This is a genomic window from Rhizobium sp. FKY42 (genome assembly GCF_005222835.1).
In the GTDB taxonomy this organism is placed as follows: Bacteria; Pseudomonadota; Alphaproteobacteria; order Rhizobiales; family Rhizobiaceae; genus Neorhizobium.
On the sequence record NZ_STGA01000004.1, the window covers coordinates 198,394 to 217,940 of the forward strand.

Genomic DNA, 19,547 nt, shown 5'->3' on the forward strand with positions numbered 1-19,547 from the left:
TGATGTCAGGCGTGTTTTTCGCGGGCTCGCACCTCGGTGTCGCCCAAGCGCAAGATCAGCCTCGCCCCGCCAGTCAGTGTCAGGCGATTGCCGAAACGGTGCCGAAGGCGAGCTTCGTAAGCTTCAAGCCGCAGCAGATGGCGCAGGCCCGAAAGATTGCCGAGGATGTTCGGATCAGCTTCATCGGTCATTCGACCTATTCCATTGAAAGCCCGGAAGGCGTGCTGATCGCGACCGACTACAGCGGCCATTACCGGCCTCAGCGACTGCCGGATATCGTCACGATGAACAAGGCCCATTCCACGCATTATACGCGCACACCCGATGCGGGCATCAAGCATGTGCTGCCGGGCTGGAGTGACACGCCGGGGCAGAAGGCGGACCATCACGTCGTAGTCGGCGATACCTACACGCGTAATGTTTCAACGGATATCCGCGCCTATGGCGGCTTTGAGGAAAACGGTAATTCGATCTTCATCTTCGAGATCGCCGGTCTGTGCATCGGCCATCTTGGCCATCTGCATCATGAACTGACCGACAGCCACTATACGCAGATCGGGCGCCTTGACGTTCTTATGGTGCCGACCGATGGCGGGTTGACAATGGGGGCTGATAGCATGAGCCGCGTCGTGCAGCGCCTGCGGTCCTCCCTCATCCTTCCCATGCATCGCAGTGGCCCGCCGCTCGAGCGGTTTCTGACGATGTTCGACGGCAAATTCGATATCGTTTACGCAAAGGATCCGGTGATTACTGTCTCCCTGCGGAACCTGCCGCGAAAGCCGCAGATCCTGATTCCGCAGGGAATGTAGGCGGGATTATCAGGCGAAGGTGAGATGCTGCTTGACGCCGACATCCGGCATCTTCCCGTCGCTCAGATTTGCCTTGGCAATTTCCCAGCCAAACTTGAGCGTGCTGTCGGTGGATGCCCAGATCTCGGCATCATCCAGATGTAGCGCGAGCATGGTCAGCTTTGGGTCATCCTTGCCGTGTTCGTACCAAGCGGCCGTCATGGCGCTCCAGAACTCGTCGATCTTTGCCTGATCCTTGCGAACGTCGATGACGCCCGCGAGGCAGGCATGGTAATCATGGTTCTTGCCGACAACGCAGAAATGGGCGCGCGTGCCGGGGCGAATTGCCTGTACGAGATCCGTGTCGGTCTTGGTGAAAAACCAGACCGTGTTGGTCTTGGGGTCTGCATGCGGAGCCATGGGCTGGAAGTGCTGGTGAGAGCCTTCGATGCCAAGCATGCCCGCATGGATTGAGTTGATTTCTTCCCACAGCTGGCGTGCAGGGGCTTCGCGGGCTTTGGTCAGACTTGCCATTGCCGGTCCTTTCTTGATGAGGGTGCGGCCGTGAAACGTTGCCGCCAAAGGTTTGTTCCGGCTTTTCCTGCTTGTGCGCCGTCTGCTTTTTTCTTGAAAGCGACCGATTTCCTGCCTATAAGCCCGCCATTCCAGACATTTTACGCGATTAAGGGGTGCCATGGCTGGCCATTCACAGTTCAAGAACATCATGCACCGCAAGGGCCGTCAGGATTCCATCCGGTCCAAGATGTTCTCCAAGCTCGCACGCGAAATCACAGTGGCTGCAAAGTCGGGCCTGCCTGACCCTTCGATGAATGCGGCCCTGCGCCTGGCAATCCAGAACGCCAAGGCGCAGTCCATGCCGAAGGACAATATCGACCGCGCCATCAAGAAGGCGTCCGGCGCCGATAGCGAGAGCTATGATTCGGTTCGCTATGAAGGCTACGGCCCGGGCGGTGTTGCCGTCATTGTCGAAGCGTTGAGCGATAATCGTAACCGTACCGCTTCCAACGTTCGCTCCATCTTTACAAAGGCTGGCGGCGCTCTGGGAGAGACAGGTTCCGTTTCCTTCTCCTTCGATCACGTTGGCGAAATCGTCTACAAGGCTTCTGCCGGAAGTGCGGATGCCGTCATGGAAGCCGCCATCGAAGCCGGTGCCGACGACGTGATCTCCGATGAAGACGGTCACACTATCATCTGCGCTTTTGAGAGCATCGGTGAAGTCTCCAAGGCGCTTGAGGCCGTGCTGGGCGAAGCGCAGACGGTGAAGGCTGTCTGGAAGCCGCAGAACACGGTTCCAGTGGACGAAGAAAAGGCACAGTCGCTGATGAAGCTCATCGACAGCCTCGAAGACGATGACGACGTGCAGAACGTCTATTCGAACTTCGAAGTGTCCGACGAAGTTATGGCGAAGCTCTCGGCCTGAGCTCATCACGTTTTTTGATTGCTGAAAGCCGGTTCGACATCATGGACCGGCTTTTTGCGTTTATTGCCCTTACACCAGCCTCGTACATGCCATGCATGGCATTCTGCCCGTATTTGCAGCGGTCGAGAGGATCATCACATGGTGTCATCGGTTGATAATGTTCGGCAGTGGTCGACACAGACCATGCTGAAGGTGATGAAACAGACCGATCAGGAGCAGAACGCCACGAGCGGAAGCTTCGCCAGCCGTCTGTTGGGCGATTACGGTATCGACAGCAGCGATGATGCAACCGACAGCGGCACCTATGATTTGCTGAACCGGATCGCCGACCAGCAGGACAATGACGCGAGCTCTGTCGAAACGCTGAAGCAGCCGGACAGCGTGATGTCGCCCGATTTTGCAGCCTTCATCAAACAGCAGCTCGAAGCGATGAAGAAGGAGCCGGGCAAGGCGGAGCAGGCAGATTCGATGCTAAAGGCGCTGGAGGCAGGAACACTGACCGTGGCCGACGCTGCGGAGGGCAAGAGTGTCCAGCTTGTGGCACCCGACAAGGTGTCCACACAGGAGAACAAGGTAACCGATCTCACCTCAAAGGATTGGGGCAGCTTCCTGCGCGATCATCTGACGCGCGAGAACGGCGGCATGTTCAGCCGCAACAAGGATGGCAGCTACATCGACCGGCAGAGCGGCCAGAACGCCTTCTATGGATCGCTTGGCGATAAATCTTATTACCTCACCTGGCCATCCAGCACGACCAGGTGAGGCAAAGATCTTCTATCAATGCGTGGCCTGCATCATGGGCAGGTTGGCGAAGATTTCGGTCGAGCGCAGCCGTGCTTCGAAATCATGGATCGGCATGGAGATGATCAGTTCGTCGGCGTCGGTCTCAGCCAGGAAGCCTTCCAGCTTCTGGTGAATCGTTTCGCGCGATCCGACGGCGGCAAAGCGAAGCGTATGCTCCACGCCATAGCGCTCCGCTTCTGACCAGATGCCCTCCATGCTCGCGACCGGGCGCGGGAATTTGGTGCGCACGTTCCGACGCAGGTTCACGAATTGCTGCTGCGCGGAGGTGAACATTCGCTCTGCCTCCTGATCTGTCTCGGCCGCAACCCCCATCACCCCCACCATGACGTAAGGCTTCTGCAAGGTTTGCGACGGCTGGAACCGTTCGCGATAGATGGCGATGGCATCCATCAGCATGTCAGGTGCAAAATGCGAGGCGAAGGCATAGGGCAGGCCCAGTGCTGCGGCGAGATGTGCGCTGTAGAGACTGGAGCCCAGAAGCCATATCGGCACGTTCGCTTCCAGTCCTGGCACCGCCAGGATCGCCTGATCCTCGCGTGGCTCCCCAAGCAAATGCTGAAGTTCGACAATATCGTGCGGGAAGTTTTCAGCGCCTGCATCCAGATTCCGGCGCAGTGCACGCGCCGTTCGCATATCGGTGCCGGGCGCACGACCGAGACCCAGATCGACGCGACCGGGAAAGAGAGCTTCCAGCGTGCCGAACTGTTCTGCCACGACCAATGGCGAATGGTTGGGCAGCATGATGCCGCCAGAGCCGATGCGGATGCGCTTGGTTGCCGCGCCCACATGGCCGATTACCACCGCCGTTGCGGCGCTTGCGATGCCGGGCATGCCGTGATGCTCGGCCAGCCAGATCCGGTTGAAGCCCAGCTCCTCCGCCTTTTGCGCAAGCCTGCGCGACTGGTCCAGTGCCTGAGACACAGTCTGGCCTTCCGCCACCGGCGAAAGGTCAAGGATGGAAAAGGGTATCATGGCCCACCTGTAGCGATTTCTGTTTCATCTCATTTAAGGAGTTTGATCGGGAGTCGTAAGGGGGCCTGATTAATTCTTGGCAGAGTGAAGTGGGCTCAGGTTACGCAGCGCAGATGCGGCGCCTTCGGCGTCTTGAGGGCGGTCGTCTTCTCAGGCACTCGCGTTTTGAACAGGGAGAGACGGGTCTCGATCGTCGTCGTCTGGCCCATGATCTTCATGAGCTGCGCCTCGACATCCTCCGCCATAGGGCAAAGACGAGTGGTGACCGACGCAACTTCGCGAGCGACCGTCTGGCTGATGGCAATCCGATGGTTTTCCTGATCCAGTGTCGTCCACAGTTTGCTGGCGCTGTGCGACTGCTCCTCCAGCGATTCCGCCAGAGCGTGCTGCTCGTGCTTGAGCTGGCGCAGGTTTTGGGTCGAGCCTTCCAGCGACCTGGAAAGGTCGTGACAGGCCTGAAGATAGTCGCGGGCTAAGGAGACGCAATCGCTTGCATGGCTCCTGCGGAAGACTGCGCCATGCCGTTCGGGATCACTGGCGAATTGCTCTGCACGGACAGCGAGATCCGACATTCGGCGCGAAAGGTCGTATACGTGTTGACGGGCGGAAAGTGAAGCAGCGTGCTGCTCAGCAAGGTCTGTCGTCAACGCCTCCATCCGGCTGGTGCGCGTCAGGTCATCAACGCGCCTGCGGCTCAGACGCTCCGCTTCTGTATGGGCGTCCTTGAGGCTGGTGCCGAGATGGACGGTCGCATCGGCCAGCGCCTTGCTGCCGGTCAGCATCTTTTCCATGCGGGCCGAGATCAGGGCGATGGTGCTTTGAGCGCGGTAGGCATTGTCGCGCAGCTGAGCCGCGGCACGCCCCGTTGGCAGAAGGTTCATCTGGAGCGTCGAAGCCAGCCGATTGAACTGGAACCGAAGACCGTCCGTTCCTTCCGGAAACTCTTCGTGCAACAGAATTGATGCTTCGCCATTGGCCAGTCGCCGCAGGGCCTCTTCAAGCCGACGAAGAGAGGTTTGCTCAGCACTCTCCTGCCGCGAGGATGCCGCGGGCTTGATCGATGTCAACAGACCCGCGATCTCGTTCATCGGATCGTCCTTCGGCAGACCTATGCAGTTTGTGGCCTCGGACTGATTTGCCGGATCCGTTCCCGGTCTCTGTGCCGGCGTCGGTGTCTGTGCGGACGACACATTGCTGATGCGCAGCAGATAGAATGCCAGCGCCGCGGACACTGCGGCAAGAATGCTGAAGCTTGTCATCACCGGCGAAAGAGCGCTTGCCTGGAAAGCGAGGCACGACGCGATGGTGATGTTCAGCGCAACAAGCCATTGAATTGGCTGGAGCGGCTGATGCTTCAAGCGGGCGAACATCGTCATGATGGACCTCCATGCTTGGTTGACGATCCACTAATGCGATTCGTCGGCAAAAGTTGGCTCCCAAGCTGGCGGGACCACGGCTTCCTTATCTCAGCGTTAATCGGCGGTTAACGCTTATCGCGTTTGTTTCGTTTTTGTTCGCGTTTTCGCTGGCCGTTCACTGGCAACTGGGGTTAGGATTTTTCGCATGACAACTGTGATTCGTATCATCGGGATAGACCCTGGGCTTCGCCGCACCGGCTGGGGCATTATCGACACTATCGGCAACAGCCTGAAGTTCGTGGCGTCCGGCACGGTCACATCCGACGGGGACATGGATCTTGCCTCTCGTCTTTGTCAGTTGCACGACGGATTGGCGGAGGTCGTACATACCTATCGACCGGATGAGGCGGCCGTGGAGCAGACCTTCGTCAACAAGGATGCCGTCGCGACCCTCAAGCTCGGCCAGGCTCGCGGTGTCGTGATGCTGGTGCCGGCCAGAGCTGGACTGCCGGTTGCCGAATATGCGCCGAATGCGGTCAAGAAGTCGGTGATTGGCGTCGGTCACGGCGAAAAGCAGCAGATCCACATGATGCTGAAAATCCTGATGCCCAAGGTGGAATTCAAGGGTAATGACGCCGCCGATGCGCTGGCAATCGCGATTTGCCATGCGCACCACCGCGCAGGCAACAGAATGCGGCAGGCTCTCGCGGGTTGAATCGGCAGGGCTCAATTTGTTCTTGACTTGTTCTAGTATCCGCGTTTGATACGCAGGCGGAAACGGGCGGGTGCTTTGCATGATCGGTAAGTTGAAGGGGACCATCGACGAGATCGGGGAGGATCACGTCGTCGTGGATGTGCATGGGGTATGCTACATCGCCTTCTGCTCTTCGCGGACGCTATCGCGGATCGGATCGGTTGGTGAAGCCATCGTGCTTTTCATCGAAACCTATGTGCGGGAAGACCAGCTGAAGCTGTTCGGCTTCCTGAGTGCGCTCGAGCGGCAGTGGTTCAATCTGCTTCAGAGCGTTCAGGGTGTGGGGTCCAAGGTGGCTCTTGCCGTTCTTTCAACGCTGACGCCTTCAGAGCTTGCCAATGCCATTGCGCTTCAAGACAAGGCCGCCGTTTCGCGAGCGCCGGGTGTTGGGCCCAAGGTCGCGATCCGCATTGTCACCGAGCTGAAAAACAAGGCTCCGGCCTTTGCCGGGGAAGCCAGCGCCAACATCGGCTTCAAGCAGGAACTGGGTGAGGGGGTTGCCTCCGCGCCGGTCAGTGACGCGGTCTCGGCCTTGACCAACCTCGGTTACTCGCGCGATCAGGCTGCCAATGCCGTTGCGGCCGCACTCAAGACTGCGGGCGAGGGGGCAGATAGCGCCAAGCTCATCCGGCTTGGCCTGAAGGAATTGTCGCGCTGATCCCGGCTATGATTGCCGAAGTCCTGCCGTTTGGATAGCTTCGATGTTAATTGCGCGACGTGTGTGACGTCTGCGTCTGGAATGAGTGATGAGCGAACAAAACCGCCTCCTTTCGCCCGACAAGAAGGGTGAGGATTTCGATACGGCTCTAAGGCCCCAGTCGCTGGATGAATTTACCGGTCAGGCGGAAGCGCGCGCCAACCTGAAGATTTTCATCGAGGCCGCCAAGAACCGCGGCGAGGCACTGGATCACGTGCTGTTCGTTGGTCCGCCGGGGCTTGGCAAAACGACGCTGGCGCAGATCATGGCCAAGGAGCTGGGCGTCAATTTTCGCTCGACTTCCGGACCGGTGATCGCCAAGGCGGGAGATCTGGCAGCGCTGCTGACCAATCTTGAAGAACGCGATGTTCTGTTCATCGACGAAATTCACCGTCTCAATCCGGCGGTCGAGGAAATTCTCTATCCGGCAATGGAAGATTTCCAGCTGGACCTGATCATCGGGGAGGGGCCTGCGGCGCGCTCGGTCAAGATCGATCTTGCGAAGTTTACGCTGGTTGCGGCCACCACGCGTCTGGGATTGCTGACCACGCCGCTGCGCGACCGGTTTGGTATTCCGGTTCGCCTCAGTTTCTACACGGTTGAGGAACTCGAAGGTATCGTGCGTCGTGGCGCGCGGCTGCTGGGGCTTGGCATGACGGACGAAGGTGCGCGTGAAATCGCCCGCCGCGCCCGTGGCACGCCGCGCATCGCCGGTCGCCTGCTGCGGCGTGTGCGTGATTTTGCCGAAGTTGCGCGTGCGGAGGCGGTGACCAGAGAGATCGCCGACGAAGCCTTGACCCGGCTGCATGTCGATCACGCGGGGCTCGATCAGCTGGACAAGCGTTATCTCAACATGATCGCGGTCAATTTTGGTGGCGGGCCGGTGGGCATCGAAACCATCGCGGCGGGCTTGTCCGAGCCACGCGATGCGATCGAGGATATCATCGAGCCCTACATGATCCAGCAGGGTTTCATCCAGCGCACCCCGCGCGGGCGGGTGCTGACCGCAACCGCCTGGAAGCATCTCGGTCTGCAGCCACCGAAGGATCTGGAGGCCGCGCAGTTCCGCCTGTTCAGCGAGGAAGAGTAAGGGTGCGCCGCCGCACGGTGCTGAAGCTGATGGCCAGCGGTCTGCTGGCAGGGCTGGCCACAATCAGCTATCCGTTTCTTGAAGCCTTTGCGCGACCGCGAATTCAATCCTACCGCGTGACACCACGGAAGTGGACACCTGGGTTACGGTTGAAGATCGCCGTGATCGCAGATATTCATGCCTGCCGGCCGTGGATGGATGGGCGCCGTGTCGCCTCGATCTGCCGTCAAGCGCAGGATCTTCAGGCAGATCTTATCCTGCTGCTGGGGGACTTCATGCCAGGCATTCGCCGGTTTGCCGAACCGCTGGCACCAGAGGAATGGATCAGGCCTCTGGCCGCACTCTCGGCGCCGCTGGGCGTGCACGCAATCCTCGGCAATCATGATTACTGGTCTGATCCAGAGATTCAGCGAGATTCGACGCGCGAACCTGTTGTCGCTAAATTGCTACGGGATGTCGGCATCGCCGTGCACATCAATCACGCAATGCGACTGGAAAAAGACGGACGGCCGTTCTGGCTTGCGGGATTGGGCGATCAGCTTGCATTTCCTGCTTGGCCGCGGTTTGACCGGGTGGAAGAATTTGGTGCAGATGACATGCCGCTCTTGCTGTCGCAGATAACGGATGAAGCGCCTGCGATCCTGATGGCGCATGAGCCGGATGTGTTCATGGCGCCAGACCCTCGCTTCTCGCTGACGCTTTCCGGCCATACACACGGGGGACAGGTAAACCTGTTTGGATGGCGGCCTGTTTCCGCGTCTGAAGGATCGGAACTCTATCCCGCCGGGCATTTCCGCAAGGATAAATGCGATCTCATTGTCTCGCGGGGTCTGGGTTGTTCCTCGCTTCCGCTTAGAATTGGTTCATGGCCCGAAATCCTGCTGCTGGAACTTGGAGAAAGCTGATGAGAACCCGCATCCGCATCAAGGCAAAGCCGAAGCGTACGTTTCAGATGCGTGTGGCCGGGCTTGGTTTCCGCAATGGCCATGTGCTGGTTCACCGCGCTGTTCACGAACCTTTCTGGACCTTTCCGGGCGGTGGGGCTGAGATCGGCGAGACATCCGACGAAACTCTGCGTCGCGAAATGATGGAAGAACTCGAGGTCCATGTGCGGGTCGACCGCCTGCTCTGGGTGGTCGAAAACTTCTTCCACTATGAAGGACGGGATTGCCACGAACTGGGCATCTTCTATCTCATGGATATTCCAGAGAGCTTTCCCTTTGCATCCGGCGAGATCGTGCATCGGATAAAGGATGGCGACAACGAACTTGAGTTCAAGTGGGTGCCCGCGACTACACAGGCGCTGACGGAACTGGATATTCCGCCTTATTTCATCGCCAGTGAGATCGAGAATTTGCCGCAGACTGTGAAGCACCTCGTCTGGGATGATCGCAATCTCGATGAAAAAGGGAAGTCGTAAGCGCAGACGCTGCGGATCGAGACATCGAGAGCGTCGTTGACGGTTGTTGAAGCCTTCAAGGAGAGCGCGATGAACACGAAAGCAATGGGCGAGAAAATCAAGAAAGGCGACGAGCTTTCCTGGAAATGGGGCAAAGGAACGGTTGAAGGCGAAGTGAAGCAGACGTTCACGGATGACGTCGAACGCAAGATCAAGGGCAAGACCATCAAACGCAAGGCCGACTGCGATAAGCCTGCCGTACTCATCAAGCAGAAGGATGGGGACCAGGTTCTGAAAAGCGCCTCCGAGGTTCACAAGAAGCACTGAGTAAGAGGCCCTGCTGCCGGTTGCAGATCTGTGCAAACCCTGTATTTGCTTCGCGTTGAAACGAAGCAGCAGGACTTTTTCCCCATGAGCAGCCCTGAGACGCACAAGATTGCTGGCGAGATCATCGAGGGTCAGCATCGCCTTCAACAGCGCGTCTATTACGAAGACACCGATTTTTCGGGCCTGATCTACCATGCGCGTTATCTGCATTTTCTGGAGCGCGGCCGGACCGACTATCTGCGCTGCCTCGGCTGCGAGCAGAGCAAGCTGATCGGCTTCGACGAGGAGGGGCTCGTTTTCGTCGTTCATCGCATGGAGATCGACTTCAAATCCCCCGCACGCATGGACGATGTCCTGACGATCCTCACTTGTACCGAGAAGGCGGGTGGGGCCAAGATGGTCCTGTCTCAGGAGATCCGCCGGGGTGATACATTGCTCATTCAGGCCAAAGTCATCATCGCGGTCATCAACCGCCTTGGTCGCCCGCGCCGGTTGCCTGAAGGCTTGGCCAACTCTTTCCTCGCGTATGACGAAGGTCAAAAGCCTTAAGTTTTTAATAGAACTTTAACCATAATGAGGTCTTACTGGCCGGGATAAGTTTTGTGCGGTGCACGCCTTCGTTTAACCAAATTTGAAGGCGAGAAGGCCCTTAAACCTTAAGGTAGACGGGACTTTCTGCGCAACCGCGCTCACACATGACAGCGCTTGCGAACCGGCCCGTTGCTACGTGCCGGGCGATTCGATTCAGGGGTAAGGGATTTATGGAACACGCTGATCTAGCGGCTGCTGCAAACTCGGTAAGCCTCATTTCGCTTTTCATGCAAGCCGGGCTCATCGTGAAGCTCGTGATGATCGGCCTCATGGGAGCCTCGGTCTGGACCTGGGCTATCGTGATCGACAAATATATGAATTTCAAGAAGGCCAAGCGCCAGTTCGACCAGTTCGAACAGGTTTTCTGGTCCGGCCAGTCTCTTGAAGAGCTGTACCGAACGCTGTCGGACCGGCAGAATACCGGCCTTGCCGCCATCTTTGTGTCGGCCATGCGCGAATGGAAGAAGAGCTTCGAACGCGGCGCGCGCTCTCCAATCGGCCTTCAGATGCGTATCGATCGCGCCATGGATGTGACGATAGCGCGCGAAAACGAGCATTTTGAAGCACGTCTGGGATCGCTCGCAACCATCGGTTCCGCCGGTCCCTTCATCGGCCTGTTCGGTACGGTCGTCGGTATCATGACATCGTTCCAGGCCATTGCCGGATCGAAGTCCACCAACCTTGCGGTTGTTGCGCCGGGTATCGCCGAAGCGCTTCTGGCAACCGCCATCGGCCTCATTGCCGCTATCCCAGCGGTTATGGCCTACAACAAGTTCATGGCAGATGCCGGCAAACTGTCTTCCCGCATGGAAGGCTTTGCCGATGAATTCTCTGCCATCCTTTCACGCCAGATCGACGAGAAGCTGCAGCCGCGCCAGGCCGCGCAGTAAGCGTTTCGTTTTCTGAAGGAGTAGCTTCATGGGTATGTCGGCTGGGGGATCGAAGGCATCGGGCGGTGGTCGTCGCGGGCGTGGCCGTCGCGGGCGCGGTGGTGCAATCAGCGAAATCAACGTGACGCCGCTGGTCGACGTCATGCTCGTTCTTCTCATCATCTTCATGGTTGCCGCACCGATGATGACGGTGGGCGTTCCGATTGACCTGCCGGAAACGCAGGCCAAGGCCATGAATTCCGATACGCAGCCGATCACCGTTTCGGTCAACCCACAGGGACAGATCTTCCTGCAGGAAACCCCGATTTCGATTGATGAAGTCGTTCCCAAGCTCGAGGCCATTGCCAAGACCGGCTATAACGAGCGCATCTATGTGCGCGGCGATACCGCCGCTGCCTATGGTGGTGTGATGAAGGTCATGGCCCGCATTTCTGCAGCCGGTTTCAAGAACATCGGTCTTGTGACGCTGCAGGAACAGCAGAAGTGATCCGGCACCGATGAAGACGAGTCTCGGCACATCGCTGGTCGCACACACAGTCATACTCGCCTGGGCGCTGGTATCGATCAGTGCGCCTGCCTCTTTCGAGGTTGCGCCGGTCGAGGCCCTGCCTGTCGATATCGTTCCGGTGGAATCCATCACCCAGATCCAGCAGGGTGACAAGAAGGCACCGATGACCGAAAAGCCTTCGCCCAAGAAAACTGAGAAGCAGAACGTCGTCGAGAACGCGGAGAACGCGGGCGAGAACGACGTAGACCTGAAGAACCCGCCGACACCGGTCAAAAAGCCGACGGTGACGGAAACAGCTGCCGCTCCGCCGAAGAACGAGAAGCCGCTACCCAACCCGACGACGGAAAACAACGACGTCAAGGAAATTGCCAAGGAAGAGACTGCGCCGAAGCCGGTAGAGACGGCGGCGTTGCCGATCCCGAAGCCTGAAATCACACCGCCGACACCCAAGCCGGAACCGCCGAAGCCTGAGCCGCAGAAGCCCGAACCGCAGGCGCAGAAGGTGGAAGAAACGCCACTGCCAACTACGGCACCCGTTCCGGCCGCACGTCCGCGCCCTGAACCGCCGAAGCAGGAAGAGGCAAAGCCCGTCGAGAAGCCGCCGGAAAAGAAGCCGGAGCAGAAACCTGCCGAAAAGCCGCAGGACAAGAAGACCGACACAGCCAATGCCGAAAAGCCGAGCGACAAGAAGGTCGCCGACAAGAAGCAGGAGACCGCCAAGTCTGCATCTTCCAAGCAGAGCGATTTCAATGCGGACGAAATCGCCGCACAGCTGAATAAGGTGGAGGCTGCAGGCGGCGGCGCGAAGCGTTCCCAGCAAATGGCTTCGCTGGGCGGCAAGAAGAACACTGGCGGTTCTTCCCTCAGCCAGAGCGAGATGGATGCGCTGAAGGGCCAGATCCAGAACAACTGGTCGGTGATATCAGGTGTCGATGGCGGCAAGGGCATGATCATTACAGTGACCATGAAGCTTGATCCGTCCGGCGCCATCGTTGGAAGACCGGAAGTAACTTCGTCCGGTGGTAACGAGAGTGCCCGCCGCATGCTGGAAGGCAGTGCAATTCGAGCCGTCATGCGCTCTTCGCCATTCAAGAATCTTCCTGCCGACAAATATGACGCGTGGAGCGAAGTCGTTGTGAACTTCGACCCGAGCGAACTGCTTTGAAAGGCCCCAATATCATGCTGAAACCAACTCTCATCCGCGTCATGCTGGCCATTGCCGGTATGGCCGTGATGTTTGCAGCGCCCGCCCAGGCGCGCGTGGAAATCAACATCAATCGCGGCAATGTGGAGCCACTGCCCATTGCCATCACGGACTTCATTTCCGGCAACGAGCTAGGCGCGCAGATTTCCGGCGTCATCGCGGCAGATCTGCAGCGTTCGGGTCTGTTCGCCCCGGTCAACAAGGCCGCCTTCATCGAGAAGATCTCCGATCCGGGCAAGATGCCGCGTTTCGAGGACTGGAAGGCAATCAATGCGCAGGCTCTGGTCACCGGTCGTGTGACCCGCGAGGGCGATGGCCGCCTCCGTGCCGAATTCCGCCTGTGGGATACGTTCGGCGGCACGCAGATGACCGGCCAGCAGTTCTTCACGCAGCCGGAAAACTGGCGCCGTGTCGCTCACATCATTGCCGATGCCATCTACAAGCAGATCACCGGCGAGAACGGCTATTTCGACACCCGCGTGGTCTTCGTGTCGGAAAGCGGACCGAAGAATGCGCGTGTCCGCCAGCTGGCGATCATGGATCAAGACGGTTTCAACGTTCGCAGCCTCACCAATGGCAAGGACATCGTTTTGACGCCGCGCTTTTCGCCCAACCGTCAGGAAGTGACATATATGTCCTTCGAAGGGCAGCAGCCGCGCGTCTATCTGCTTCAACTTGAGACAGGCCAGCGCGAAGTCGTGGGCAACTTCCCCGGCATGACCTTCTCGCCTCGCTTTTCTCCTGATGGCCAAAAGGTCATCATGAGCCTCCAGCAGGACGGCAACTCGAACATCTACACGATGGATCTGCGCTCACGCACGACCACGCGCCTGACGAACACGGCGGCGATCGACACGTCACCGTCCTATTCACCCGATGGTGGCCGTATCGTGTTCGAAAGCGATCGCGGCGGTCGTCAGCAGCTTTACGTCATGAGTGCAGACGGTTCCGGCCAGACGCGTATCTCCTTCGGCGATGGTTCCTATTCGACGCCGGTCTGGTCTCCTCGCGGCGATCTGATTGCATTCACCAAGCAGTCGGGCGGCAAGTTTTCCATTGGCGTCATGAAGCCGGATGGATCTGGCGAGCGCATTCTGACCACCGGCTTCCACAACGAAGGCCCGACCTGGGCTCCGAACGGTCGCGTTTTGATGTTCTTCCGCCAGAATGCTGGAGCAGGCGGACCGCAGCTCTATTCCATCGACCTGACGGGTTACAACGAACAGCAGATCAAGACGCCGGCCTTCGCATCGGATCCGGCCTGGTCACCGCTGCTTGAGTAAATGTGAACGCCTTTTCACGGCTTCTTGCTCTTGCAAAGGCGGCGGTGAAAGGGTTTAGGGGAAAATTAACCATGATCGTTGGTCGTGCGTTAACCAGAAACGGTTAGATTCCGGCAACGATAAAATTCTGATCAAGGAGAGACCGGCTATGAGCCGCATCGATACCCCGGCAATGAGCCGTATGCAGACCCTCGCACGCAACCCGGCTGTCATTGCCCTCACGCTCGCTCTTGCTCTTGCAGGCTGCGCGAACAAGAAGAACCTGCCGAACAGCGCCGGCGAACTGGGCCTTGGTGCCGGTGGCGCAGGTGCGGCAACGCCGGGTTCCAGCCAGGACTTCACCGTCAATGTCGGCGATCGCATCTTCTTCGATACCGATTCCACGTCGATCCGCGCAGACGCCCAGCAGACGCTGGATCGTCAGGCTCAGTGGCTGCAGCGTTATCCGCGTTATGCCATCACGATCGAAGGTCATGCCGACGAGCGCGGCACGCGCGAATACAACCTTGCTCTCGGCGCACGCCGTGCCGCTGCAACGCGCGACTACCTTGCTTCGCGCGGCGTTCCGGCAAACCGCATGAAGACCATTTCCTACGGCAAGGAACGTCCGGTTGCGGTTTGCGACGACATCTCTTGCTGGTCTCAGAACCGCCGTGCAGTCACCGTTCTCGGCGGCGCCGGAATGTAATCGATGCCATGATGGCGCGGAGGAGGCGGCGTCAGCCGCCTTTTTCGTAATCTCCATAGTTTAGCCGAAGTTGCGGGGTTACCTGCAAGCAACGGGGCCAGCTTGGATTGTTTTGTCTGGAATTCGAAAACGTCAGGGCTGTGCCATAGGGTGCATGCCCTCTAGGAAAACAGGACGGACATCATGAAGAAACTTGTTCTGGCAGCGATGCTGGGGCTTGCGGCCACGACGAGCCACGCGAGTGCATTTACGCTCGGAAACCTGTTCAAGAACGATGCCGCGAAGAACGAGCAGGCAGGCCAGCAGAAAATGCAGGCACGCCAACCGATGGTGCTCGCGCAGAGTTCTGGCGATTCGGTGCGCATCCAGCAGCTGGAGGAAACCATTCGCCAGCTGAACGGTCGCGTTGAAGAAATGAGCTTCCAGCTGCTGCAGATGCAGGAGCAGATGCGCAAGACCCAGTCCGACAATGAGTTCCGGTTCCAGGAGCTGGAAAAGGGCTCGGCCGGGGGCGGTGCTGCCCCTGCAGTTGCTGCAGCTGCTGCCGCCGGGGCAGCCGGCTCAAAAAAAAACGATGAAATCGCGAATATAATCGATCAGCCGGGGACACCTGCGGGGGCAAGACCATCTGCGGGCGCTCCGGCTTCGAACCGTTCGACGACTGCGCCTGGCGAAACGACACTCGGTTCCATTGAAATGGACCAGAGCGGCAGACAGGTGGGTGCAAGCGTCAATCAGAACGCGCGCAACGCCGCAGCCTTGCCGGGTGTCGATGCCGGTTCTGCCCCTGCAAAGCCAACCAACCAGACAGCGTCTCTCGGTACGGAAAGCGATAGCTACCGCGCCGCTTACAATCATATCCTGTCCGGCGACTACAAGACCGCCGAAGCCGAATTCACGGCCTATCTGCAGAGCTACCCCAAGAGTGCGCGCGCGGCTGACGCGAGCTTCTGGCTGGGCGAAGCGCAGTATAGCCAGGGCCGCTATAACGATTCCGCCAAGACCTTCCTCAACGCACACCAGACCTATGCTTCGTCGCCCAAGGCGCCGGAAATGCTTTTGAAGCTTGGCATGTCACTGGCTGCTCTCGACAATCGCGACACGGCCTGTGCAACGCTGCGTGAGGTTGGCAAGCGATATCCATCTGCGTCGAAGCCCGTCACGACCAAGGTTGCAAGTGAGCTCAAGCGGTTGAGCTGCTGATTTCAGGGGGATCCCATTCTTTCTGCAGCAACTCAATTGCTGTCTCCCGGTGAAGCGATCGATCTCTTTCTCGCGTCGTTGAGGAGGCCAGCGCGCCTGTTGGTGGCGATTTCCGGCGGCAGCGATTCGACGGGTCTTCTGACGGCGCTGTGCGAGGCGGCTGGCGATCCGAAGGAAAGCGGCATCACCATTCTGGCTGCCACCATAGACCACCAGCTGCGGCCTGAATCGGCAGACGAGGCTTTGGCCGTCAATCTCCTTTGTGACCAGTTTTCCGTTGAACACCGTACTCGTGCCTGGACCGGCGAAAAGCCCGCGACGGGCCGCGCATCCGCAGCCCGCATTGCGCGCTATCAGCTGCTTGTTCAGATTGCCGAAGAACTTCAGGCCACCGCTATCGTAACCGGCCATACGCTGGACGACCAGATCGAGACCATCACCATGCGGCAGGCGCGGGATCCGGAACGGCGGGAGCCGGAAGGAACTGCGCAGCGCGAGGGCCGCGGTGGCGACGCAGGCATGTCGTCCTCCGTCCTTATCAACGGTCGTTTCTGGTTGTTTCGTCCGTTCCTCAAGACACGGCGCAACGCGATTCGCGACTTTTTGCTTCGCCGTGGCATGGGCTGGATCGATGATCCTTCGAATACGGATGAGCGTTCGGAACGGGTGCGGGTGCGTCTAGCGCTTGGCGGATTATCCGATGCAAAAGCCGATGCGTGGAGAACAGCGGTCGATCTTGCGCAGAACCGGCGGCATGCGGTGTCTCAGGCGGCTGCCGGTTTACTCCGCGAATCGGCTACGATCTGGCAGGCCAGTGCAGCGCGGCTCGATCCCTCTGCTCTTTCCGCGTCGCCTGATGTGCTGTTTTATGCAATCGGCACGCTGATTGCGGTTCTGGGCGGCAGGGAACATCTTCCGGCGAGCGAGCCCTTCGAGCGCATCATGAGCCGCTATCTGCGGGGCGAAAGTTTTCGCGAAACGCTTGGGCGCGTTCTACTCTACAATAGCCGGGATGCACTCTATCTGGCACGAGAAAGCCGCGACCTGCCGGAAATGCAGGTGTCCATGTGGCAGCGCGAGCTGTGGGACGGACGTTTTGAGATCGTATCGCACGTTCCGGCCGCTTGCACCGTTCTGCCGGGGCAGGCAGACGTGGCCGCCCAGAGCTACCCTGACGTGCCGACGCTGGTTGCGCGGGCAGCATGGCGGTCCTTGCCGGATGTCAAAGTGCCGCAGGAGTTCAAGGATGTACAGGTTCAAATCACGCCTGTTCTTGCTCCCTTCCGGCAGTTTCTTGCGGATTTCGACCTTGGACTGGCCGATTGTCTTGCGCAATTGATGGGTTTGGCGGCTATGCCTCGCTCGCCACTTAACGATTTGATACGGAAAACATGATCTGAAGGCCGCCTTGCCTTGGCAAGGCCGTGCCGGGAACCTATGTTAAGGACCAAGAAAGGCAGCTGGCTTAAAGCAGGCTGTCAATGTCCGGGGAGTTCGATGAACCCAAACTTTCGTAATTTCGCCCTCTGGGCGATCATAGCCCTGTTGCTGATCGCGCTGTTCAGCATGTTCCAGACCTCGCCTACGCAGACGAGTTCGCGCGAGGTGCCGTATTCGCAGTTCCTTCGGGATGTGGATGCAGGACGCGTGCGCGACGTGGTCGTAACAGGCAATCGCGTGCTCGGAACCTACACCGAGAGCGGAACCGGTTTCCAAACCTATTCGCCCGTGATCGATGACACGCTGATCGACCGGTTGCAGGCCAAGAACGTGACGATCGTGGCACGTCCGGAATCGGATGGCTCGTCCGGCTTCCTGAGCTATATCGGCACGCTTTTGCCGATGCTGCTGATTCTCGGCGTCTGGCTCTTCTTCATGCGGCAGATGCAGGGAGGGTCTCGCGGTGCGATGGGCTTTGGTAAGTCCAAGGCAAAGCTTCTGACCGAAGCGCATGGTCGCGTAACCTTCGAAGACGTGGCTGGCGTCGACGAGGCGAAATCTGACCTGGAAGAAATCGTTGAATTTCTGCGTGATCCGCAGAAGTTCCAGCGTCTCGGCGGTCGTATTCCGCGCGGTGTCCTTCTGGTTGGTCCTCCGGGCACGGGTAAAACGCTTTTGGCGCGCGCGATTGCCGGTGAAGCCAATGTGCCATTCTTTACGATTTCGGGTTCCGACTTTGTGGAAATGTTCGTTGGCGTGGGCGCAAGCCGCGTCCGCGACATGTTCGATCAAGCCAAGAAGAATGCGCCCTGCATCATCTTCATCGACGAAATCGATGCGGTTGGTCGTCATCGTGGCGCAGGTCTTGGCGGCGGTAACGACGAGCGCGAACAGACGCTCAACCAGTTGCTGGTCGAGATGGACGGCTTCGAGGCAAATGAAGGCATCATCCTGATTGCCGCGACAAACCGTCCGGACGTTCTTGACCCAGCCCTCTTGCGTCCAGGCCGTTTCGACCGTCAGGTGGTCGTGCCGAACCCGGACATCGTTGGCCGCGAGCGCATCCTCAAGGTTCATGCCCGCAATGTTCCGCTGGCTCCTAACGTCGATCTGAAGACGCTTGCGCGTGGTACGCCCGGCTTCTCCGGTGCCGATCTCATGAACCTCGTCAACGAAGCTGCGCTGATGGCGGCCCGCCGCAACAAGCGTCTGGTGACGATGCAGGAGTTCGAGGACGCCAAGGACAAGATCATGATGGGTGCGGAGCGCCGCTCCTCTGCCATGACCGAAGCCGAAAAGAAGCTGACCGCTTACCACGAGGCTGGCCACGCCATCACGGCCCTTAATGTTCCGGTCGCCGATCCGCTGCACAAGGCAACGATTATTCCCCGTGGCCGTGCGCTCGGCATGGTCATGCAGTTGCCGGAAGGCGACCGCTATTCCATGAGCTACAAGTGGATGGTGTCGCGTCTCGTCATCATGATGGGCGGCCGTGTTGCCGAGGAATTGACCTTCGGCAAGGAGAACATCACGTCGGGCGCGTCTTCCGATATCGAGCAGGCGACCAAGCTTGCTCGCGCCATGGTAACGCAGTGGGGCTTCTCCGATATCCTTGGTCAGGTTGCCTACGGCGAAAACCAGCAGGAAGTCTTCCTCGGTCACTCTGTCTCGCAGTCGAAGAATGTTTCGGAAGCAACGGCTCAGAAGATCGATACGGAAGTCCGTCGTCTGATCGAGGAAGCCTATACCGAAGCGCGCCGTATTTTGACGGAGAAGCACGACGACTTCGTCACGCTGGCTGAGGGCCTGCTCGAATACGAAACGCTCTCCGGCGAAGAGATCAAGGCGCTCATTCGTGGCGAGAAGCCTGCCCGTGACATGGGTGACGACAGCCCGAATGCACGCGGTTCCGCTGTGCCGAAGACGGGTTCCAAGAAGGACGAGCCGAAGGGCGGCGAGCCTGAAAGCGGTCTTGAGCCACAGCCTCACTGAGGCTTGAAGGTCGGCCAAAAATTGGGGGCTGCCCGAAAGGGCGGCCCCTTCTTGCAATCAAAGTAAACCTCCACCTACGGTGGAGGACTGGACGAGTTCTACATCGTAGTGGAGAGAC

Annotated in this window: 21 protein-coding genes; 18 read left to right on the top strand and 3 right to left on the bottom strand. The window is 58.9% G+C overall.

Annotated elements, in window-relative coordinates; all coding sequences use genetic code 11:
- Nucleotides 1-2 precede the first annotated feature (2 nt).
- Complete coding sequence (locus tag E8M78_RS02605) at nucleotides 3-809, top strand: MBL fold metallo-hydrolase (RefSeq protein WP_137133600.1); 807 nt, start codon at nucleotides 3-5, stop codon at nucleotides 807-809.
- A 9-nt stretch (nucleotides 810-818) separates the two neighbouring features.
- Here the strand turns inward: E8M78_RS02605 and E8M78_RS02610 are convergent, their stop codons facing one another.
- Complete coding sequence (locus E8M78_RS02610) at nucleotides 819-1,322, bottom strand: pyridoxamine 5'-phosphate oxidase family protein (protein WP_137133564.1); 504 nt, start codon at nucleotides 1,320-1,322, stop codon at nucleotides 819-821.
- Between the two features lie 160 nt (nucleotides 1,323-1,482).
- Here E8M78_RS02610 and E8M78_RS02615 point away from each other — a divergent pair, with 160 nt between their 5' ends.
- Nucleotides 1,483-2,229 carry a YebC/PmpR family DNA-binding transcriptional regulator gene (locus E8M78_RS02615; RefSeq protein ID WP_062555675.1) on the top strand — a complete coding sequence of 249 codons (747 nt, stop codon included), beginning with the start codon at nucleotides 1,483-1,485 and terminating at the stop codon, nucleotides 2,227-2,229.
- Nucleotides 2,230-2,367: 138 nt separating this feature from the next.
- Nucleotides 2,368-2,991 (top strand): hypothetical protein, encoded by a 624-nt coding sequence (locus E8M78_RS02620; RefSeq protein WP_137133565.1) that lies wholly within the window; start codon nucleotides 2,368-2,370, stop codon nucleotides 2,989-2,991.
- Nucleotides 2,992-3,006: 15 nt separating this feature from the next.
- On the opposite strand, the gene E8M78_RS02625 is transcribed toward E8M78_RS02620, so the two are convergent.
- Together E8M78_RS02625 and E8M78_RS02630 are read right to left on the bottom strand one after the other, a co-directional pair.
- Nucleotides 3,007-4,005, bottom strand: coding sequence for an LLM class flavin-dependent oxidoreductase (locus E8M78_RS02625; RefSeq protein WP_137133566.1), 999 nt, complete (start codon nucleotides 4,003-4,005; stop codon nucleotides 3,007-3,009).
- 95 nt (nucleotides 4,006-4,100) lie between these two features.
- Complete coding sequence (locus E8M78_RS02630) at nucleotides 4,101-5,381, bottom strand: hypothetical protein (RefSeq protein ID WP_137133567.1); 1,281 nt, start codon at nucleotides 5,379-5,381, stop codon at nucleotides 4,101-4,103.
- A gap of 187 nt (nucleotides 5,382-5,568) precedes the next feature.
- Here E8M78_RS02630 and ruvC point away from each other — a divergent pair, with 187 nt between their 5' ends.
- The 15 genes from ruvC (at nucleotide 5,569) to ftsH (ending at nucleotide 19,429) form a co-directional block, all read left to right on the top strand.
- Entirely contained in the window at nucleotides 5,569-6,078 is a 510-nt protein-coding gene (ruvC, locus tag E8M78_RS02635) for a crossover junction endodeoxyribonuclease RuvC (RefSeq protein ID WP_137133568.1), read from the top strand.
- Between the two features lie 79 nt (nucleotides 6,079-6,157).
- Nucleotides 6,158-6,775, top strand: coding sequence for a Holliday junction branch migration protein RuvA (ruvA, locus tag E8M78_RS02640; RefSeq protein ID WP_137133569.1), 618 nt, complete (start codon nucleotides 6,158-6,160; stop codon nucleotides 6,773-6,775).
- 88 nt (nucleotides 6,776-6,863) lie between these two features.
- Nucleotides 6,864-7,904, top strand: coding sequence for a Holliday junction branch migration DNA helicase RuvB (ruvB, locus tag E8M78_RS02645; RefSeq protein WP_137133570.1), 1,041 nt, complete (start codon nucleotides 6,864-6,866; stop codon nucleotides 7,902-7,904).
- A 2-nt stretch (nucleotides 7,905-7,906) separates the two neighbouring features.
- Nucleotides 7,907-8,809, top strand: coding sequence for a metallophosphoesterase (locus tag E8M78_RS02650; RefSeq protein WP_246658198.1), 903 nt, complete (start codon nucleotides 7,907-7,909; stop codon nucleotides 8,807-8,809).
- A complete protein-coding gene (locus E8M78_RS02655) occupies nucleotides 8,809-9,324 on the top strand; it encodes an NUDIX hydrolase (RefSeq protein ID WP_137133571.1) in 516 nt (171 codons plus the stop codon). Before E8M78_RS02650 ends, E8M78_RS02655 begins: the two co-directional genes overlap by 1 nt.
- 69 nt (nucleotides 9,325-9,393) lie before the next feature.
- Entirely contained in the window at nucleotides 9,394-9,630 is a 237-nt protein-coding gene (locus E8M78_RS02660; protein WP_137133572.1) for a DUF2945 domain-containing protein, read from the top strand.
- Between the two features lie 84 nt (nucleotides 9,631-9,714).
- Nucleotides 9,715-10,179 carry a tol-pal system-associated acyl-CoA thioesterase gene (gene ybgC, locus E8M78_RS02665; RefSeq protein WP_137133573.1) on the top strand — a complete coding sequence of 155 codons (465 nt, stop codon included), beginning with the start codon at nucleotides 9,715-9,717 and terminating at the stop codon, nucleotides 10,177-10,179.
- Nucleotides 10,180-10,391: 212 nt separating this feature from the next.
- Nucleotides 10,392-11,111: a protein TolQ gene (gene tolQ / locus E8M78_RS02670; protein WP_137133574.1), complete on the top strand. Its 720-nt coding sequence runs from the start codon at nucleotides 10,392-10,394 to the stop codon at nucleotides 11,109-11,111.
- Nucleotides 11,112-11,139: 28 nt separating this feature from the next.
- The gene (gene tolR / locus E8M78_RS02675) at nucleotides 11,140-11,598 is read left to right on the top strand and encodes a protein TolR (RefSeq protein WP_062555665.1); all 459 of its coding nucleotides are present in this window, start codon (nucleotides 11,140-11,142) and stop codon (nucleotides 11,596-11,598) included.
- A gap of 10 nt (nucleotides 11,599-11,608) precedes the next feature.
- Nucleotides 11,609-12,784, top strand: coding sequence for a cell envelope integrity protein TolA (locus E8M78_RS02680; RefSeq protein ID WP_137133575.1), 1,176 nt, complete (start codon nucleotides 11,609-11,611; stop codon nucleotides 12,782-12,784).
- A 14-nt stretch (nucleotides 12,785-12,798) separates the two neighbouring features.
- Nucleotides 12,799-14,106: a Tol-Pal system beta propeller repeat protein TolB gene (tolB, locus tag E8M78_RS02685; protein ID WP_137133576.1), complete on the top strand. Its 1,308-nt coding sequence runs from the start codon at nucleotides 12,799-12,801 to the stop codon at nucleotides 14,104-14,106.
- Between the two features lie 148 nt (nucleotides 14,107-14,254).
- A complete protein-coding gene (gene pal / locus E8M78_RS02690; RefSeq protein ID WP_137133577.1) occupies nucleotides 14,255-14,794 on the top strand; it encodes a peptidoglycan-associated lipoprotein Pal in 540 nt (179 codons plus the stop codon).
- Between the two features lie 183 nt (nucleotides 14,795-14,977).
- Nucleotides 14,978-15,997 carry a tol-pal system protein YbgF gene (ybgF, locus tag E8M78_RS02695; protein ID WP_137133578.1) on the top strand — a complete coding sequence of 340 codons (1,020 nt, stop codon included), beginning with the start codon at nucleotides 14,978-14,980 and terminating at the stop codon, nucleotides 15,995-15,997.
- Nucleotides 15,998-16,099: 102 nt separating this feature from the next.
- Nucleotides 16,100-17,392 (top strand): tRNA lysidine(34) synthetase TilS, encoded by a 1,293-nt coding sequence (gene tilS / locus E8M78_RS02700; protein ID WP_246658203.1) that lies wholly within the window; start codon nucleotides 16,100-16,102, stop codon nucleotides 17,390-17,392.
- A gap of 102 nt (nucleotides 17,393-17,494) precedes the next feature.
- The gene (ftsH, locus tag E8M78_RS02705) at nucleotides 17,495-19,429 is read left to right on the top strand and encodes an ATP-dependent zinc metalloprotease FtsH (protein ID WP_137133580.1); all 1,935 of its coding nucleotides are present in this window, start codon (nucleotides 17,495-17,497) and stop codon (nucleotides 19,427-19,429) included.
- The last annotated feature ends 118 nt before the right edge of the window (nucleotides 19,430-19,547 follow it).

Bases quoted from the DNA above. Each gene is read 5' to 3' on its own strand.
- E8M78_RS02605 (WP_137133600.1), top strand. From the start codon at position 3: ATGTCAGGCGTGTTTTTCGCGGGCTCGCACCTCGGTGTCGCCCAAGCG.
- E8M78_RS02610 (WP_137133564.1), bottom strand. From the start codon at position 1,322: ATGGCAAGTCTGACCAAAGCCCGCGAAGCCCCTGCACGCCAGCTGTGG.
- E8M78_RS02615 (WP_062555675.1), top strand. From the start codon at position 1,483: ATGGCTGGCCATTCACAGTTCAAGAACATCATGCACCGCAAGGGCCGT.
- E8M78_RS02620 (WP_137133565.1), top strand. From the start codon at position 2,368: ATGGTGTCATCGGTTGATAATGTTCGGCAGTGGTCGACACAGACCATG.
- E8M78_RS02625 (WP_137133566.1), bottom strand. From the start codon at position 4,005: ATGATACCCTTTTCCATCCTTGACCTTTCGCCGGTGGCGGAAGGCCAG.
- E8M78_RS02630 (WP_137133567.1), bottom strand. From the start codon at position 5,381: ATGACGATGTTCGCCCGCTTGAAGCATCAGCCGCTCCAGCCAATTCAA.
- ruvC (WP_137133568.1), top strand. From the start codon at position 5,569: ATGACAACTGTGATTCGTATCATCGGGATAGACCCTGGGCTTCGCCGC.
- ruvA (WP_137133569.1), top strand. From the start codon at position 6,158: ATGATCGGTAAGTTGAAGGGGACCATCGACGAGATCGGGGAGGATCAC.
- ruvB (WP_137133570.1), top strand. From the start codon at position 6,864: ATGAGCGAACAAAACCGCCTCCTTTCGCCCGACAAGAAGGGTGAGGAT.
- E8M78_RS02655 (WP_137133571.1), top strand. From the start codon at position 8,809: ATGAGAACCCGCATCCGCATCAAGGCAAAGCCGAAGCGTACGTTTCAG.
- E8M78_RS02660 (WP_137133572.1), top strand. From the start codon at position 9,394: ATGAACACGAAAGCAATGGGCGAGAAAATCAAGAAAGGCGACGAGCTT.
- ybgC (WP_137133573.1), top strand. From the start codon at position 9,715: ATGAGCAGCCCTGAGACGCACAAGATTGCTGGCGAGATCATCGAGGGT.
- tolQ (WP_137133574.1), top strand. From the start codon at position 10,392: ATGGAACACGCTGATCTAGCGGCTGCTGCAAACTCGGTAAGCCTCATT.
- tolR (WP_062555665.1), top strand. From the start codon at position 11,140: ATGGGTATGTCGGCTGGGGGATCGAAGGCATCGGGCGGTGGTCGTCGC.
- E8M78_RS02680 (WP_137133575.1), top strand. From the start codon at position 11,609: ATGAAGACGAGTCTCGGCACATCGCTGGTCGCACACACAGTCATACTC.
- tolB (WP_137133576.1), top strand. From the start codon at position 12,799: ATGCTGAAACCAACTCTCATCCGCGTCATGCTGGCCATTGCCGGTATG.
- pal (WP_137133577.1), top strand. From the start codon at position 14,255: ATGAGCCGCATCGATACCCCGGCAATGAGCCGTATGCAGACCCTCGCA.
- ybgF (WP_137133578.1), top strand. From the start codon at position 14,978: ATGAAGAAACTTGTTCTGGCAGCGATGCTGGGGCTTGCGGCCACGACG.
- ftsH (WP_137133580.1), top strand. From the start codon at position 17,495: ATGAACCCAAACTTTCGTAATTTCGCCCTCTGGGCGATCATAGCCCTG.